The following is a 16027-nucleotide window of genomic DNA, read 5'->3' as shown; positions in this document are numbered from 1 at the left end:
GCTGTGCTGCGTGCTGGTGCTGCGTGCTGCGTACTGGTGCTGCGGGCGTCGCGGACGCCGATGGTGCGTGGTGGGACGGGCACCGACGGTGCCCGTGGCGCGGTGGCGCCTACTCGACCGGTCGGATGACCGACGGGAGCATGACGTGGAGCTGGTCTTCGAGCTTGGTCTGCGCTTCTTCCAGCGATGCAAACTCTCCGACGACGAGGCCGAAGGTGTCCGAGGCGACGAAACGGCCGTCGCGCTTGTCGACGCTGCCGCCGAAGTACCCGCCGTAGCCGGCGATCCACTCGCCCTGGTCTTCCTGCACCCAGGTGACCTTCGCGCGGGTCGGACGGGTCGAGGTCGCCGCGTCGGCTTCGAGGATCGCGATGGTGTCGACCGTGTCGGTGTCGAGTGTGACCTCGGCCTGCGTCGCGTTGTTGACGGTGATGCTCATGTCGCTCTCCTTCACGATCCGGGGTACATCTGCTGACACCAGAACGCTACGAGAACCACGGCTCGAACCGCCAGCGATGCCCGTTGATTCACGGGTTCTGTCAATGCGGCCCATCGGCGTCCCCCGGGTTTCCGGGGCGGTGTGACGTCTTTCCGGGGTACAGGCTTCAGATCGGGGTACTCGTTTTCCGGACCTCCGAGATGCGTCACGGAATGACGGAGACGCCCATCCGGGAGGCCCGACTCACTACCGTCGGTCGGGTGACCTCCGACAGTCCCCGCGATCCAGGGCGCGCCCCGGCCACCGGCCGCAGCCGTCGGGTCGCGACGTGGCTCGCCGCCGCCTACGGCGTCGCGGTGGTGCTCGTCGGGTTCTGGGGTTCACCCGTCGACGCGGCGGCCGGTCCGACGCTCGACCGGGTGATCGCGATCGCCCATCGGCACGGGGCCCCCGACTGGTTCGGCTACGGCACGGTCGAGTCGCTGTCGAACGTGGTCTTCTTCGTCCCGTTGGGCCTGCTCGTGGTCCTGCTCGCGGGCGCTCGCTGGTGGTGGGCCGGTGGGGCTGTGGGCCTGGTCGTCAGCGTCGGCATCGAGACCGGCCAGGCGCTCTTCCTGCCCGCGCGCACCGCATCAGTGGCCGACGTCCTGGCGAACGGCCTGGGAGCGGTCATCGGAGCCGTCCTGGGCGTCCTCGCGCTCGCGTGGGCGGCACACCGCCGGCGTCACTGACGCGCGGACACGACGAAGCCCCCGGAGCGATGCGCTCCGGGGGCTTCCTTCAGAGGCTCGAGTCTCAGACGGACTCGCGCTGGCGACGGACCGAGCCGCGGACCAGCAGCAGGCCACCACCGAGGACGACTGCGCCACCGGCGACCCAGAGGGCCAGGGCGGACACGGTCGAACCGGTGAAGGCGAGGGTGCCGTCGGTGCCGGAGCCAGCACCCGCAGCCGGGACAGCAGCAGCAGCGTCAGCCGGGGCGACGGTGAAGGCGGCGAAGCCGACGACACCCGAGGTCGCGCCGGTGGCGGTCAGGTTGTAGGTACCCGAAGCGCCCTTCGGGAAGGTGACCTTGACGGCGAGTGAACCGTCGGAGGCAGCCGTGTAGGTCTTCGAGACGGTCGTGGTCGGCAGCGCGCCGAGCGTGACCGCACCGGCACCGGTGACCTGGACGTTGACGGTCTCGTTGTCCTGGAACGCACCCTCGGTGAAGTTCACGGAGGCGGTACCACCGGCAACGGCGGTGCCGGAGACGGAGACGTCGGAGTCGGGCGTGTAGCCGGCGGCGTTGGCGACGGTCGGCGTGGCGAGCAGTGCGGCCCCAGCCAGCACCACCGCAGCGATGAGCTTCTTCATGTGGTTCCCCTAAAGATCTGAAAATCCAGACCCTGACACCCAGAGCCCGCTGATCCGCCCGTGGTTGTCCCCTGCCAAGAAACTGGCGGTTGTGATGGCGAAGTTGTCTCAATCTACCGGAGTTTCACAGCTCGGTACCAGATGGCGTGGATTTCGGTCATTGGTCGTCATGTGTTCATCCTGAACAGGCGGGCGATCGAGCCGACATCACAGGGGCATCCGCCTGCGTCGAACGAGGGAATCCCAGATCAGACGGGCATCCAGCCCCATCCCTCACGGAGCCTGACCGCCGCGTCGGCAACCTGTAGCGGCGGACAGCCGCAACCGACCACCCCCGGAGTGGGGGCGTTCGAGATGCGTTAACGGGACGCCGTGTTCAGTTGGCTGTGAGCGGCCGGTCACACTCGAACGCGATCGGCTTGGTCTCGGACTGTCGGACACCCGGGGTGGAGCTCGCCTGCACGGGGGCTTTCGCGTATTTGCTCTCGCCGAGGAAGGCAACGCGGTAGGTCAGGCTCTGGCCCGGTGCGAGCAGCGTCTGCAACTGCGCCACGGGGTGTCCGCCATCCGTCGCCGTCTGCACAGCAGTCGTCTTGCCGTCCTTCGTGGCGCCGAGGAAGATCGCGTCCTCGGGCGCGTAGGTGGCGATCAAGGTCTTGATCAGACCTGGCTCCACCCCGAAGGCGCCGCCGCCGGTGACGTACTCGGGCAGGCTCGTGGCCGCGTCGGCCGGTGCCGTGTTCTTCAGGGTGACCTCGACGACCGACGTCGGCCGGCCGTCCTTCCGGCACACCGAGCTGCCGACCGACACGCTCTTCTCGAGGTAGTAGTCCATCTTCGAGCCGGTGCCGTCGTTGAGGTACACGGCGAACTCCCGTGACGACGCCGACTCGGTCGGGAGCTCGCCGGCCACGGCGGTACCGCTGATGCGGCGTTGCTCTGCCCGGTCCGCGCTCCACAGGCGCAGCCGGTCCTCACCGGTGCTCTGTGTCAGGGCGGAGACGAACTGCTGGGGGTCGAAGTCGCCACTCGCGACCTTGTCGAACACGGCGCTGGCGGCGGAGGCGAAGAAGGCGTCCTGCACGACCGGATCCGGGTACTTCGCGTAGACGTCGCTCAACAGCAGCTTGACCGCGTTGTCCGACGTCAGCGTGTCCCCGGTCGGCAGCTCCACCGGTCCGGTGGCCTTGAGGATGTAGCTCAGCGTCACCGGGTCCATCGCCAGCACGCCGTCGACCTGTTCGCCGAACTTCTGCTTCCACATGGCCCGAGCGAGCTTCGCCGAGACGTCGAAACGCGGGGTCAGGGTGACGTCCTGCATGTACTTCCCGGTGATGCTGCCGTACAGACCAGTCGTGTCCGGGGTCAGCGGCAGGATCGGCTGCGCGTACGGACCGAACGAGCCCCCGGACGTCTGGTTCTGCAGGTGAATAGCGCCGTCATCCGTCTGGAGGAGCGCCACGGCTCCCGGGATCCCGCCACCCGCGCGCAACTCGGCGTTGTTCTGGAACAACAGCAGGTAGTTCCGTTCACCGTCGTTGCCCAGCATCGCCGGCGCGAGCTGCACGAGCCGGTTCGCGGTGGTCACCTGCGCGGAGGCGGACGACAACGCATTCCGCAGCTCGGCAACCGCGGTCGTCACCGGGGACAGCGTGTCGCTCGTGTCGATCGCGTCCGCATCGCGGTCCGCCCGCGCCAGGGTCGTCGTCGCCTTCGCGACGGCCGGCTGCGCGTCCACGATCGGCTGCAGGTCGACCTTGCCGTTCTTCGGCGCGAACGAGTCGGTTCCGAGACCGCCGATGACGTCGGCGACGGGGCTGACCGCGTTCCGGGCAACATCGTCCACGACGACGGAGACCTGGCGGACTGCACGCAGGTTGTCCCCGAAGAACGGGACGTTCTGCGAAGCCCCCCAGATCGGATCACCCGTCAACGAACGAGCTGCCCCCGCTTCACGCTCCAGGTGCTCCGCGGTCTCCTGCGCGGCGTCGGTGTCGCCACCGGTGAGCTGAGAGCGCAGTGTGTCGACGTCAGCGACCGCTCGTTCGAGGTGTCCCTTCGCGAGCGCACCACGCACTCCCACCCAGGCGACGGCGAGGATGAGCAGCAGGACGAGGGCGAGGACGACCCACAAGACGATCCGGGCCCTGGATCCCCGGTGTGCTGCAGTGCGTCGCGACTCGGGCAGGTCGGACATGACGCGATCCTACGGTCCCCCGTGTCCAGCCCACGTCACTGACGCACGGTGTCCACGTGTTCGCGATACCAATCGATGGTGCTCCGCAGACCGTCCTCGAGGCCGATCTGCGCAGTCCAGCCGGCATCCGCGAGCTTGGATACGTCGAGCAGCTTCTGCGGCGTGCCGTCCGGCTTGGTGGTGTCCCAGACCGTCTCACCGGTGAAGCCGACGATCCTGCCGATCGTCTCGGCGATCTCCTTGATGGTGACGTCGGACCCGGTCCCGACGTTGACCTGGTCCGGACCGTCGTAGTGCTCCATCAGGTGGAAGACCGCCGCCGCCATGTCGTCGACGTGCAGGAACTCCCGACGGGGTGACCCCGTCCCCCAGTTCTCGACGCGCGCCGCACCCGTTCGTGCCGCTTCGTCGTACCGCCGGATGAGGGCCGGCAGGACGTGCGAACCAGTGGGCGAGAAGTTGTCGCCCGGGCCGTAGAGGTTGGTCGGCATGGCCGAGATCCACGGACGGCCGAACTGTCGCCGGACGGCCTGCACCTGCAGGATGCCGGCGATCTTGGCGATCGCGTACGCGTCGTTCGTGGGTTCGAGGTGCCCGGTGAGCAGCGCGTCCTCGTGGATCGGCTGTTCGGCCATCTTCGGGTAGATGCAGGACGACCCGAGGAAGACGAGGCGCTCGACACCGTGCTCCACGGCCGCGTCCATCACGTTGACCTGGATCTGCAGGTTCTCGCTCAGGAAGTCGTGGGGGTAGGTGTTGTTCGCCATGATGCCGCCGACCTTCGCTGCCGCCAGCACCACGTGCTTCGGCTGCTGCTCGGCGAAGAAGGCGAACACGGCGCCGCGGTCCTTCAGGTCGAGCTCGGAGGAACTCCGCCCGATCAGGTCCGTGAAGCCCTCCGACTCGAGCTTGCGCCAGACCGCCGAGCCCACCAGACCTCGGTGTCCCGCGACGTAGACGCGGTCCGCTCGGTCGATCGGACCGGGCGTGAAGTCGGTCGTGGTCATCAGGATCCCCAGCTCTCGAGTCGGACGGTGTCGATCCACGGGCGGCCCTCGTGCTCGAGGGCGGCGATGTCCGCGTCCACCATGATCCTCGCCAGTTCGGCGGTGTCGACCGTCGCTTCCCAGCCGAGCTTCTCCTTGGCCTTCGAGGCGTCACCAACGAGGGCGTCCACCTCGCTCGGTCGCAGGTAGCGCTCGTCGAACCGAACGTGGTCTTCCCAGTTGAGCCCGGCGTGCGAGAACGCGGTGGTGAGGAAGTCCTTCACCGTGAAGTCGCCACCGGTCGCCAGGACGAAGTCGTCCGGCTCGTCGACCTGCAGCATCCGCCACATGCCCTCGACGTACTCGGCGGCGTACCCCCAGTCACGGACGGAGTCGAGGTTGCCGAGGTACAGGTGGTCTTCGACACCGGCCTTGATCCGTGCGACCGCCCGAGTGATCTTCCGGGTGACGAACGTCTCGCCACGTCGCGGCGACTCGTGGTTGAACAGGATGCCGTTCACCGCGAACATGCCGTACGCCTCGCGGTAGTTCCGGGTCACCCAGTAGCTGTAGACCTTCGCCGCTCCGTACGGAGAGCGGGGCCAGAACGGCGTCTCCTCGTTCTGCGGCGGCGGGGTCGCCCCGAACATCTCGGAGGACGACGCCTGGTAGAAGCGCGTGTGGATGCCCGACACCCGGACCGCCTCCAGCATGCGCATCGTGCCGACGCCGGTCACGTCACCCGTGTGTTCCGGCTCGTCGAACGACACCCGCACGTGCGACTGCGCCGCGAGGTTGTAGACCTCGTCCGGCTTCAGTTCGCTGAGGAGGCTGACGAGCCGTGCTCCGTCACCGAGGTCCCCGTAGTGCAGGAACAGCTTCGCTCCCGACTCGTGCGGGTCGACGTAGAGGTGTTCGATCCGCGACGTGTTGAACGTCGAGGCGCGACGGATCAAGCCGTGGACTTCGTACCCCTTGCGGAGCAGCAGCTCTGCGAGGTACGAGCCGTCCTGTCCGGTGATGCCCGTGATGAGCGCGCGCTTGGTCAATCGTTCCCCGATTCACTTGGTGCGTCTGTCCCTTGGCCCACAGTCAGATCGTTGAGCAGCTGAGCAAATCTATCGAAGGAAGCTCGCGGGTCGAGATGACTTGCTCGAAATTGACGACCGCTCTCACCCATCTTCGCCGCGCGAGCAGGGTCCGCCTGAAGTGAAGCAGCCACATCGAGCAGCGCTTGCGGGTCGTCTGGCCGGACGACCGGGCCAGCCGCCGCCATCAAGACCTCGCTTTCCGTGATGCTGCCATGGTCCGTCGCTGCGATCACCGGTAGACCAGTACTGAAATACGAAGTGAGCTTGCTCGGTACGGCCATGCCCTCGACACCGCTTCGCTCGTTCACCAAGAGCGCATCAGCAGCCGAAAGGGCCAGCCGAAATTTATCAGCCGGCAGGGACCCGATCATGGAAAGGGTCGGGACGTCCGATGAGAGCTCCGCGAGGCGCTCTCGCTGGTTGCCGTCGCCTAGAAGGACAAAACGTACGTCGCTGCGTTGAGCGCTCGCAAGACGCGCTGCCTCTACGACGTTCTCCAGCCCCTGCTTCAATCCCATGTTGCCCGCGTGCAGCACGACGAAGTGCTCTCGCTTCCAACCGAACGTCGCCCGTGCCTCTAGCCGGTTCGGCGGCTCAGCGTCGGCCAGGTGAGACCAGTTCCGAACAACCGAAACCGCCTCGGGCTGAAGGCCAAACTCCTGAATGACCGTGTCGCGGAAGCGTTCGTGGATCACGACCACCTTGTCAGAGGAACGCAAAACCCATCTTTCGATGGCCGCGATGGCTCGGCCGGCCAACGCCGATCGTCGACCACCGAGTTCCTTCACACCAAGGGTGTAAAGATCTTGAACCCACACGACGACGGGACGGCGCGTGATCACCTTGGCTTTCACGAGGGCGAGCGCGGACGAGATCAGCGCCGGTGAAACGAGCACAATTGCATCGGGACGCCCAAACGCCGCAGTGAGCGTTGCCAGGCCGAACGACAGCTCGGACAGAGCCCGGGCAACACCGCCAGGCTTCTTCGGTAATCCGTGGCGCCGACGCACCACTCGGACCGCATCTTCGATGCGTACTTCCTGCCGCGGGGGACGTCCCCCCAGGAAAGACCACTGCGGGTAGTGGGGGAAAGAAGAGATTACGCGGACCTGCCAGCCGCGGGCAGCGAGGTCCTTCGCCAACCCAGCCGAGTATGGAGCGATCCCCGTGCTCTCGGGTGAGTAGTTCAGTCCGACCAGCAGGACGGAGGGTGGCAGATTCACGGTGTGAACATAACAGCTGCCTGCCTACTGAGAGCGGCGGCGGTCAGACGCCGACGACACCTTCAGCACGGCCGGCTCGGCGCGCGGGGCCTCCGTGCTCTCGGCAGCGGTAGGAAGAGGTGATGGCACGCCGTGGCGACCCACCCGCTGGTATGGTCGCGCCATGTCGGACCGATCTGAACGTCCCTCGGCCACCGTCGGCCTTCGATGACTCTGCGATCTTTCGTCGGCTCTCGAATCGGGAACCTCGAGATGCTGGCGCTCGCACTCGCAGCCCGCATGCCGCTTCACGTCGCACGGGTGAGTGCGCTACGAGCCTGGGGAGCGGAGATCGACCGTACCGCGACGCTGTACCACGGCTTCCAGGTCAGGTCCGCACGTCGGCTCAGTATTGGGGCGCGGACCAGTGTCGGGGACGGCGCCATCCTTGACGCTCGCGGAGGCCTGACGCTGGGGAGCGACGTCAATCTGTCGACACAAGTGCACATCTGGACTGCGCAGCACGCGTGGGACTCAGCCGACTTTGCCTACGTCTCTGCTCCGGTGACCATCGGCGACCACGCTTGGCTGAGTACCCGAGTCACCGTTCTCCCGGGCGTATCGATCGGGGAAGGCGCTGTCGTAGCCGCGGGGTCTGTCGTGACGAAGGATCTGGCTCCGTACGGCCTTTACGGGGGCGTGCCTGCACGAAAACTTCGACAACGTGAGTCACCGAAGACGTATCGACTAGCGCCGGCGAAGGCCAAGGCTTGGTGGTGGTGAACGCAGACCGAGGCGTGAGCGTCTGCCAGACGTTGCCTCTCGCACACCAGTGATGAGCCGGAGCCGATCAGCCGCTCTGCGCAGGGGGTATCCCTCGGCCAGAGCGACGCTCCCACCTCCGCCCCCACGCGTGCGGCGACCGACCGTGCTCTTGCGTGTCCGCCTACGACGCCCCAATCTTCTGGTCGCTGAAGGCATTCGTACCCTCGTCAAGCTGCCCGTGAACCGGCGGCTACTTCCCCACTGACCGAAGCGTCGAGGACATGGTCCTCTCGCCGGAGGCCCACACGACCTATGCTGACGTGGGGCGCCCGACCCTCGGTACCCGGGACAACCCGAGGAGCGAAAGTGGAACGAGCGTCAGGACCTCTGGATGGTCAGGCTGTCCCCGTGATCTCGCTCCGCCGGGCGCCGGGTGAGAGGGCTTCCTGGGACCGCCCACTGCTCTTCGTTGTTCTTTGGTCAATCGTTGAACTCCTCCTCGTGACCAACCCCTGGCAGATCAGTTCCCGCTTACGCGTCTGGGCCTTGCGCCGGTTTGGGGCCGATATCGAGTCGGGTGTCGTCTATCGACCACGCACCAGAGTGCGTTTCCCCTGGAAGCTCCGCATTGGCGCAGACTCCTGGATCGGCGAGGGTGTTTGGATACACAATCAGGCCCAAGTCAGCATCGGACATGATGTCGTCATCTCGCAAGACACCTTCATCACAACCGGGAGCCACGCCCATCGTCGAGACATGGCTTTGCTGACGAAGCCAGTCGTCATTGATGACGGCGCGTGGGTCACTTCGCGTTCCATGATCACCGGCGGAGTGAGAATTGGTAGGTCTGCTCTTGTTCGCCCAATGAGTCTCATTAGCTCAAGCATCCCCGAAAACGCCATCTACGGAGGAAATCCGGCCGTCCAGGTCGGTTGGCGCTTCTCCCGTCCGGAGAGCAACCGATGAGCCGCGGATTGCGCGTCAAGAGGTTCACTGCCTTGAGGGCCATGGTGGAGGAAGTGCTCATCGCTTCGACCTCCGGTGTGATGCACCATCTCATCAGGCAGCGATCATTCCCTCGACTTTTACGCTCTCGAGCACTGGGGTGCCTGGGGAGTGACATAAGCCGAAGCGCAGTGATCAATGCGCATGTAACAATCGCGGGACGGGCCACTCTCACCGTTGGTGAAAAGACCTTCCTCAACGAGGGAATCTACCTCGACCTCTCCGAACGGATCACGATCGGGAAGGAGTGCGCTATTGGTCACGAGGTCCTCTTCACGACTGCTTCGCATCAGCTCGCGAATTCGACGAGAAGAGCTGGCGCGGCGGCAGTTCAACCGATCCTGGTCGGCGACGGCACCTGGATCGGATCTCGAGCCACGATCCTCCCGGGAGTGCGTATCGGTTCCGGGTGTGTCGTTGGCGCTGGTGCCGTCGTCACAAGCGACGTACCCGACAACTCTGTCTACGCGGGAGTTCCAGCCCGCCTCATACGGGCACTCGATCCCGGCACCGAAGCAGAAACTGAGACTCGAGCATGAACTCCTCCCGACGCTCAAGCGGCCTCCTGCCGATCTCAGTGATCGTTCTCGCGAAGAACGAGGAGGCTCAGATCGGCGAAACGCTCGCCAGCCTCGACAGATTTGCCGAAGTCACAGTTGTCGATTCAAACAGCGAGGACCGAACGGCCGAGATAGCGGTAACTCACGGCGCACGTGTGCTTCAGTTCAGCTGGGACGGTCAGTATCCCAAGAAGAAGCAATGGTCACTCGAACATGTCAAGACAGATCTCCAGTGGATACTGCTCTTAGACGCCGACGAGACGCCTACCGAAGAGCTCTATAGCGACCTCAACCAGGTGCTGCAGGCAGACTCGGGTAGTTACAGCGCCTACGATCTCCCACTCCGATACCGATTCGCCGGGACCGTCCTCCGCCACGGCCACAAGGTGACAAAGAGGTCCCTCTTGCGAGCCGGGAAGTGCCATTTCCCTGACGTCGGCGACGAGCTCGTCCCCGGAATCCGAGAAGTTGAAGGGCACTATCAGCCTGAAGTCGATGGGAACACCGGGCGACTCTCCGGGGCAATTCTCCACAACGACCAGGATCCCGTCAGCAGCTGGTTCGACCGCCACAACCGCTACTCGGATTGGGAAGCCCACCTTCGCCTGAAGCGCGATGTGCGGACCGCCGTCGCGCAACGACGAACCCGACAAGGACAGCTGTTTGACCGGGTACCTTTCAAGCCGGCCGCGTTCTTCCTGTATTCGTACTTGTTCCGCGCCGGATTCCTCGACGGGCGCGCGGGGTTCGACTATGCGTTCGCTCTTTCGGCGTACTACTGGCAGATCGGCGTGAAAACTCGAGAGCTCCAGCGTTCAGGTCTGGACATCCACTGATGCACGTGCTCCAGTTTTGCGACACGCTCGCCACTTCGAACGGCGGGCCTGCCCGGAATGCTTTCGAACTGAACCGCGCTCTCAATGCGAGTACCGGATTGCAGGTCGACCTGGTTTGGATACGTGGCGACCGACAGGCCTCGGTGCTGGAGCTACCGTCCGCACAGCGGCCTCGAAATACCCGTCCGGGCCCGCGCCAACTGAAATGGCGAGCCCGCCCCGGCGACGCCGACCTCGTCTCTTTCGGCTCTGTCGTTCGTGCCCTGCGACAGAACGACGCGGTGATCGTCCACGGCTTCTACCTGCCGTGGGTCCCCTTTGTACTGGCCGCGGCATTCATCCTTCGCAAGCCCGTCGTCCTGATGCCGCATGGCGCGTTGACCTCCTACGAGACATCGAAGAAGAGCGCGAAGAAAGCCTGGTTCCGCAGGGTATTCCGGCCCCTCGTTCGTCGCACAGTTCGAGCCCTGGCAGTCGGATCCAGCAGAGAAGCCGAAGAAGCTGCGGTGGTCCTGCCCGGTGTGGCTGCAGCTGTTTGCGGAGTCGGCACCTCAATGGTCGGCGCTCCGGTTTCACGCGACGTGACGACACATCTTCGCCTTCTCACCCTGTGCAGACTTGCCAAGAAGAAGCGGATCGACGTCGCAATCCTCGCCGTAGGCAAGCTCAGGTCCATGGGAATCGAGGCACGACTTGTCATCGCAGGGGCCGGGGACGAACTCGTTAACCTCAAGCGCTTGACCCGGAACAATTCACTCGAAGACAGCGTGCGTTTTGTCGGCGAAGTGACCGGACAAGCTAAGAGAAAAGTCTTCGAGGGTGCCGACGTTTTCCTGCTTCCCAGCGAGGATGAGAACTTCGGCATCGTCGTAGCTGAAGCCCTCGCCAACGGTGTCCCCGTGGTCGCGAGCGAACACGTACAGGCGGCTTCAATCGCTGCTTACTCACCTGCGGTGAAGTTGGCCACTTCTCCTGACCCGGACATGGTTGCGCGTCTGGTGGAAGAATTCGCTACGGAGGAGCAATCCGCACTCCGAGAAGCTGCACTTGAAGTCGCTGCTGCGGAATTTGGTTGGGAACGGGTCGCTCAGCGATGGGTAGCGGTTCTGCGAGAAGCGACAGGTGATCGAATTGGCTGAGAATAAGACGGCCTGCGCCGAGGTCGACGCTACATCGACCTGGTCCAGAGTTGCGGCACGTGCCCTGGTGTTCCTGCTTCCGATCCACGTCGGCATCCCATTTGCCTCGAGCGTTCTTTCTTGGGGGTTCCTTCTTGCCATCCCCCTTCTCCCAGTCGTACTCCGAACGCTCGTTCGGCACAAAGGCCTCAAGCTTCTGAGCTTGATCGTGTTACTCACGTTAGCTTCAGGATTCGTCTTGACCGCCTTTGCCCAGAGCGACCACTCGATCAACGTCAGCTACTTCTGGGTCACCGTGAGTTCGCTCGCATGTGCCGCGTACGTGTTGATACCGGCCCTGGCCTGGTCTCGCAGATTCCTGAGCATCTCGGGCGTTGCCATCGTATTTGCGGCGGGATCGACTGTAGAGGTACTCGCTTCGCCCGATACTTGGGAGGGCAACATTTGGAAGTTCGGCCTCGCCTTCCCGGTTTCAGTGATCCTTCTCGCTCTGACCTCGCGCTTGAAGTCTCTTGTCCCAACCCTCCTGGCCCTCGCAGTCATCGCTGGCATCGCGATTTCAGCCGGGGACCGAAGCTACTTCGGATTCGTTGCGATCGTGATGATCGTGGTCCTGATGCCACGAGCCCGCCGACGCAGAACGCCCGGACGATCGATACTCGCCGTCGCTGGCCTGCTCGCCGCCGGCGCTGTCGTCTACTCGGCAGGTGTCGCGCTCGCACTGGCCGGTTACCTCGGTGAACGCAACAGAATCGTCACGGCGGCCCAACTCGAGGCGTCCGGCTCCGTGCTCACGTCGGGCCGGAGTGAATCTGGTGCGGCAGCCGCACTGTTCGTCCACCGGCCGCTCGGGTACGGCCCCGGTGTCCTGCCGTCAGCGGCTGATGTAGCGATCGGGCAACAAGGCCTCGCCGGTCGTGGCCTTGACTTGACTGGTCAGTACGTGCGGGATTACCTCTTCGGGACTGGCTTCAAACTTCATTCGATTACGAGCGATCTTTGGGTCAACTTCGGGATACCGGGGATCCTCCTTGCGCTGACCTTGGCAGTCTTCGCAGCTCGCAGCCTCACCGCAAGTGCATCGGGCGTTGTCTCTAACCCGCTGATTGTATTTCTCAGTGTGATAGCACTGTGGAACCTGGCGTTCTCCCCAATCGGCTCCAACCTCTACCAGACAATATTCTGTGTCGCTCTTCTGTCCACCGCAGCGCTCGGCCGCAGCGCGCGGTCCATCAGTCGGTCCGACGAACCTGATACCGCCTTCGGACCATCCCAGCTCGTATCCTCAGCCCGTTGAGCAGACCGATGACGCGGGAAGCTCCACGGTCCGCAGTCCGCGCAAGGCGTCCCAGTTCGAAACGACGGGAACGCGCCTCGTGCAAGCGGTCCGCGATCTCCCTCGCAGGCACTTCCGAGACGCCCCCGCCCAAGTAGTCGATAACTACGTGATTCACGGATGCCGGTCTCCTGTCAGAACCGAACCTAGCGATGAGGTCGTAGTCCGCTACGATTCCCATGTCGAGCTGATGCCCTCCTAACGCCCTGAAACGCTCGGTTGAAAACCAGCATGCTTGGTGGCAGTGAGGCTGTAGACCGAAGAGGTGTCTCAATCGCTTGTAGGGCAGATTCTCGATGACTCGAGCAGGTCCCGCACCGCCTTGGAGGTTCTGCGCCCCAGCAACCGCCCACGTCACTCCGGTTCCTGCGACTCGGTCGATCACCCGTGCCACTCGCAACAAGCTGTCGGTGCGGGAATAGGTGTCTCCTGCATTAAGGAACTGAACCCAGCGTCCTGACGCCATCTCGGCACCGATGTTCATTGCGTCGTATATGCCGTCATCCGGCTCGCTCCGCACAACGACCGGAAGCCCCGATGCACGCACACGATCAACTGTGTCATCGGTGGAAGCGCCGTCAACCAACACCACCTCGACGACGTAGCCTTCGAGTTCCTGACTCGCGACCGACCGCAGAGTTCGGTCGATGAATTGACTCGCGTTGTACGTCGCGATGATGACGCTGATCAATGGCCTCTCAGTGCTCACCATCGAGAACTCCTTCCCACGCTGTCACGGCTCGTTCGGCCTGTAACGAAACGCTCAATTGCCCGCTCGGCAGCGTCGGATCCAAGAGTCGTGCTTCTACGAGTCTTGAGAGCGAATCAATGTCGTTCGCTAGCTGTTCGGCGGGCAGGAGCTCGCGGACGCCGTCGGTGTCGTAGGCGACAACCGGCACTCCCACTGCGGTCGCCAAACGGATGGAGCCACTTTCGGTCACCGCCCTGTACGGCGCAACAACGACCACGGATGCGAGAAGGGCGGACACGATGTCTGCATCGGCAGGCCTCCCGCCGTCGGCCATCTCAGTCACCGCGTGACCGAGTGCTCGTATACGGTTCGCCATGCCGTTCGGTAGTCGCTTTGCGCTCAGGATGCACAAGTCGAATCGAACCGAGACAAGTTCGGCCATCAGTTCAAGATCGGCAATTCCCTTGTCCGGACGGGGCTCTCCTATGAAGCTGATCCGCGGTAGTCCACCGCGCTCGACTGCACGGCTCAGATTCCATGTCGGTGACGATCGAACCAAGCTCGAATAGGGAGGGTGCGGCATGACAGCACGTCGCGGAAAGTCAGCGGCAGCCAACGCGGACAGGCGATCCGAATGCAGGCAGATGACGGAACGGCGAAGCACCAGGCGCTCGAGACGCCACCGCCTTCCGGCCCGTCCCCGAACTTGACGAGGATTGTGCAAAACAATGTACACCTCGTCGCTGAAGAGTGAGCGAGCCCCCAGAATCAACGTATCCCAGGTGTCGACGGTCCACGCGGCCACAACTGGGGAACCGAATGGTGCGAACAGGATGGCACGTACCGGCAAGAGGAGGCGCCGTATTGCTGTTGCGAGCCGGTGACGCGAATCTTCGACCGGTCCGCCAAGACTACTTCGGACTCGAATACCGTCATCGTTTTGGTACGCCCGCGACGCCGGTACCCAATGATCGACAGGCCTCCCGGTGGCCTGAAGGATCAGCGCGAGTTCGTTCCCGTAGGGATTCTGTCCGTTCGGGTCGTAGACAGTGACACGACGGCGTGGACTTCGACTCATGGACGCTCCGTTGATTCGGCTCGTTCGCGCGCATACCGAGCGGAGCGAAGGCCGATCGGTAGAAGCTGTAAGAGCGCAGCAGAGATGACGGAAGCCCAGATTGGTCCTGGCGCCCCCATGACTGAAGCGAGGTAGACCGAGAGGGGCAGATTCAGTAGCAACATCAGCACCACGCACACCGCTTGGAAGCGGAGACCGGCAGGAGTTGTCAGCATCATCGCCGACGGCTGATGTGCCGCCATGACCATGATGAGCACGCCGAATGCGACGGCAAGCGGAAGGTCCACGGGCACTTCGGACTTCGTCACCACCGATGCAATGGGTCGGATGAGGAGTACGTAGAGGGCTCCTGCCGTCGCACCGATACCGACGAGTACAAGCAGTGCGCGGCGCCATTGCCGGAGCGCGTTGGTGGTCTCGCGCGCGAAGATGGGCCATAGCGCGACTGCGGCAGTGGAGATGAGTGAGAACGTCGGGGTGTAGAACTGGGCACCGACCGAGTAGCTGGCCAGCGCGTGCCCATTCGACACCCACGAGAGCACGAGACGGTCGCTCTGCAGCGCGATCGGAACCGCGATGCTGATTACGAGCATGGGGCCCGCCGAATGCCAGACTTCGAGTACAGCCTCCCGCTTGATGCGAGACGGGTTGAGAAGGTCACGAAGAGGACGCTGGTACTTCCGCGCCGCGACGACGAAGCAGAGCGCAGAGACCGCGAGCACGCCAAGCGGAGTGGCGACCGCAAGATAGAGCGACGGCGCATTCGCATGCAGGAGCAGCCATGTCGCGCCGAGCGCGATGATCGGACCGCCGACCGAGATCATGTTCACGTAGTGGTTCTTGCCGAGACCGAGGAGCATTCGTTGCCCGATGCCCAAAGGCAGGGAGACCGCAAACGGCACGAGAGTGATCAGGAGCGACCATTGCGCGTCCTCCACCAGCCCGGTCGGTAGTTGGAGCAGGTGCCCCCATGCGCTGCCCACACCCAGTACGAGCGCCAACAGAACGACCACGCAACCGGACGCTACTAGTAGCCAAAATGCAGCTCGGATCGTCTTGTCTGCACGCTCCTGGTCCTGCGCGCCGCGCCCGCTTAGCGCAACAGTCGTCGTGACGGCAGCCCCCATACCGAGATCTGCGAAAGGGATCAGCTGGAAGAGCAAGCCGACCAGCATGACGTATCCGTACGCAGCGGCACCGCGGGAGTCGACAATCAGGAAGGTCGTCAGAGCGGCCGCCAGCGCCGTCACGGGAAGCCCGAGCGCGCGAGCACCGGATGACAGGAACATCGCGCGGATCAAAGCGGCATCCCTGGAAGCCACAGCCATTTCAATGGAGAGTCATCC

Annotated in this window: 16 protein-coding genes; 7 read left to right on the top strand and 9 right to left on the bottom strand. The window is 64.1% G+C overall.

From position 1 onward, the window contains the following. Positions 1-109 precede the first annotated feature (109 nt). On the bottom strand, positions 110-439 hold the full coding sequence (locus EDF33_RS17760) for a hypothetical protein (RefSeq protein WP_111086112.1): 330 nt from the start codon (positions 437-439) through the stop codon (positions 110-112). Between the two features lie 260 nt (positions 440-699). On the opposite strand from EDF33_RS17760, the gene EDF33_RS17755 reads away from it, so the two are divergent. Then, positions 700-1170, top strand: coding sequence for a VanZ family protein (locus EDF33_RS17755; protein ID WP_165918869.1), 471 nt, complete (start codon positions 700-702; stop codon positions 1168-1170). Between the two features lie 64 nt (positions 1171-1234). Here the strand turns inward: EDF33_RS17755 and EDF33_RS17750 are convergent, their stop codons facing one another. The 5 genes from EDF33_RS17750 to EDF33_RS17730 form a co-directional block, all read right to left on the bottom strand. Continuing rightward, positions 1235-1795: a sortase gene (locus EDF33_RS17750; protein ID WP_111086114.1), complete on the bottom strand. Its 561-nt coding sequence runs from the start codon at positions 1793-1795 to the stop codon at positions 1235-1237. A 376-nt stretch (positions 1796-2171) separates the two neighbouring features. Beyond that, the gene (locus EDF33_RS17745; RefSeq protein WP_132100749.1) at positions 2172-3992 is read right to left on the bottom strand and encodes a DUF4012 domain-containing protein; all 1821 of its coding nucleotides are present in this window, start codon (positions 3990-3992) and stop codon (positions 2172-2174) included. A gap of 35 nt (positions 3993-4027) precedes the next feature. Next, entirely contained in the window at positions 4028-4999 is a 972-nt protein-coding gene (locus EDF33_RS17740) for a GDP-L-fucose synthase (RefSeq protein ID WP_132100748.1), read from the bottom strand. Further along, positions 4999-6027 (bottom strand): GDP-mannose 4,6-dehydratase, encoded by a 1029-nt coding sequence (gene gmd, locus EDF33_RS17735; RefSeq protein WP_132100747.1) that lies wholly within the window; start codon positions 6025-6027, stop codon positions 4999-5001. The genes EDF33_RS17740 and gmd overlap by 1 nt, the downstream gene beginning before the upstream one ends. Continuing rightward, positions 6024-7292, bottom strand: a complete 1269-nt coding sequence (locus EDF33_RS17730; protein ID WP_279388078.1) for a glycosyltransferase family 4 protein — start codon at positions 7290-7292, stop codon at positions 6024-6026. The genes gmd and EDF33_RS17730 overlap by 4 nt, the downstream gene beginning before the upstream one ends. Before the next feature lie 207 nt (positions 7293-7499). Here EDF33_RS17730 and EDF33_RS20740 point away from each other — a divergent pair, with 207 nt between their 5' ends. The 6 genes from EDF33_RS20740 to EDF33_RS17700 all read left to right on the top strand — a co-directional run bounded on the left by EDF33_RS20740 (position 7500) and on the right by EDF33_RS17700 (position 12873). After that, the gene (locus EDF33_RS20740) at positions 7500-8054 is read left to right on the top strand and encodes an acyltransferase (protein WP_132100746.1); all 555 of its coding nucleotides are present in this window, start codon (positions 7500-7502) and stop codon (positions 8052-8054) included. A 390-nt stretch (positions 8055-8444) separates the two neighbouring features. Further along, positions 8445-9002 carry an acetyltransferase gene (locus tag EDF33_RS17720; protein WP_243692488.1) on the top strand — a complete coding sequence of 186 codons (558 nt, stop codon included), beginning with the start codon at positions 8445-8447 and terminating at the stop codon, positions 9000-9002. Further along, positions 8999-9580, top strand: coding sequence for an acyltransferase (locus EDF33_RS17715; RefSeq protein ID WP_132100744.1), 582 nt, complete (start codon positions 8999-9001; stop codon positions 9578-9580). The genes EDF33_RS17720 and EDF33_RS17715 overlap by 4 nt, the downstream gene beginning before the upstream one ends. Further along, positions 9577-10437 carry a glycosyltransferase family 2 protein gene (locus tag EDF33_RS17710; protein ID WP_132100743.1) on the top strand — a complete coding sequence of 287 codons (861 nt, stop codon included), beginning with the start codon at positions 9577-9579 and terminating at the stop codon, positions 10435-10437. Before EDF33_RS17715 ends, EDF33_RS17710 begins: the two co-directional genes overlap by 4 nt. Beyond that, a complete protein-coding gene (locus tag EDF33_RS17705; protein ID WP_132100742.1) occupies positions 10437-11576 on the top strand; it encodes a glycosyltransferase in 1140 nt (379 codons plus the stop codon). Before EDF33_RS17710 ends, EDF33_RS17705 begins: the two co-directional genes overlap by 1 nt. 238 nt (positions 11577-11814) lie before the next feature. Next, complete coding sequence (locus EDF33_RS17700) at positions 11815-12873, top strand: hypothetical protein (protein WP_132100741.1); 1059 nt, start codon at positions 11815-11817, stop codon at positions 12871-12873. Here EDF33_RS17700 and EDF33_RS17695 read toward each other — a convergent pair. From EDF33_RS17695 to EDF33_RS17685, 3 genes are all read right to left on the bottom strand, one after another. Beyond that, positions 12809-13624: a glycosyltransferase gene (locus tag EDF33_RS17695; RefSeq protein WP_132100740.1), complete on the bottom strand. Its 816-nt coding sequence runs from the start codon at positions 13622-13624 to the stop codon at positions 12809-12811. The two genes, EDF33_RS17700 and EDF33_RS17695, sit on opposite strands and share 65 nt — an antisense overlap. Beyond that, positions 13611-14408, bottom strand: a complete 798-nt coding sequence (locus EDF33_RS17690) for a glycosyltransferase (RefSeq protein WP_132100739.1) — start codon at positions 14406-14408, stop codon at positions 13611-13613. The genes EDF33_RS17695 and EDF33_RS17690 overlap by 14 nt, the downstream gene beginning before the upstream one ends. Positions 14409-14677: 269 nt before the next feature. Further along, positions 14678-15982 (bottom strand): oligosaccharide flippase family protein, encoded by a 1305-nt coding sequence (locus EDF33_RS17685; protein ID WP_165918867.1) that lies wholly within the window; start codon positions 15980-15982, stop codon positions 14678-14680. Between the last annotated feature and the right edge of the window lie 45 nt (positions 15983-16027).

Origin of the sequence: Curtobacterium sp. PhB146, from assembly GCF_004342995.1 — a bacterium.
Taxonomy (GTDB): Bacteria; Actinomycetota; Actinomycetes; order Actinomycetales; family Microbacteriaceae; genus Curtobacterium.
This window is presented reverse-complemented; position numbering and strand designations above follow the sequence as displayed.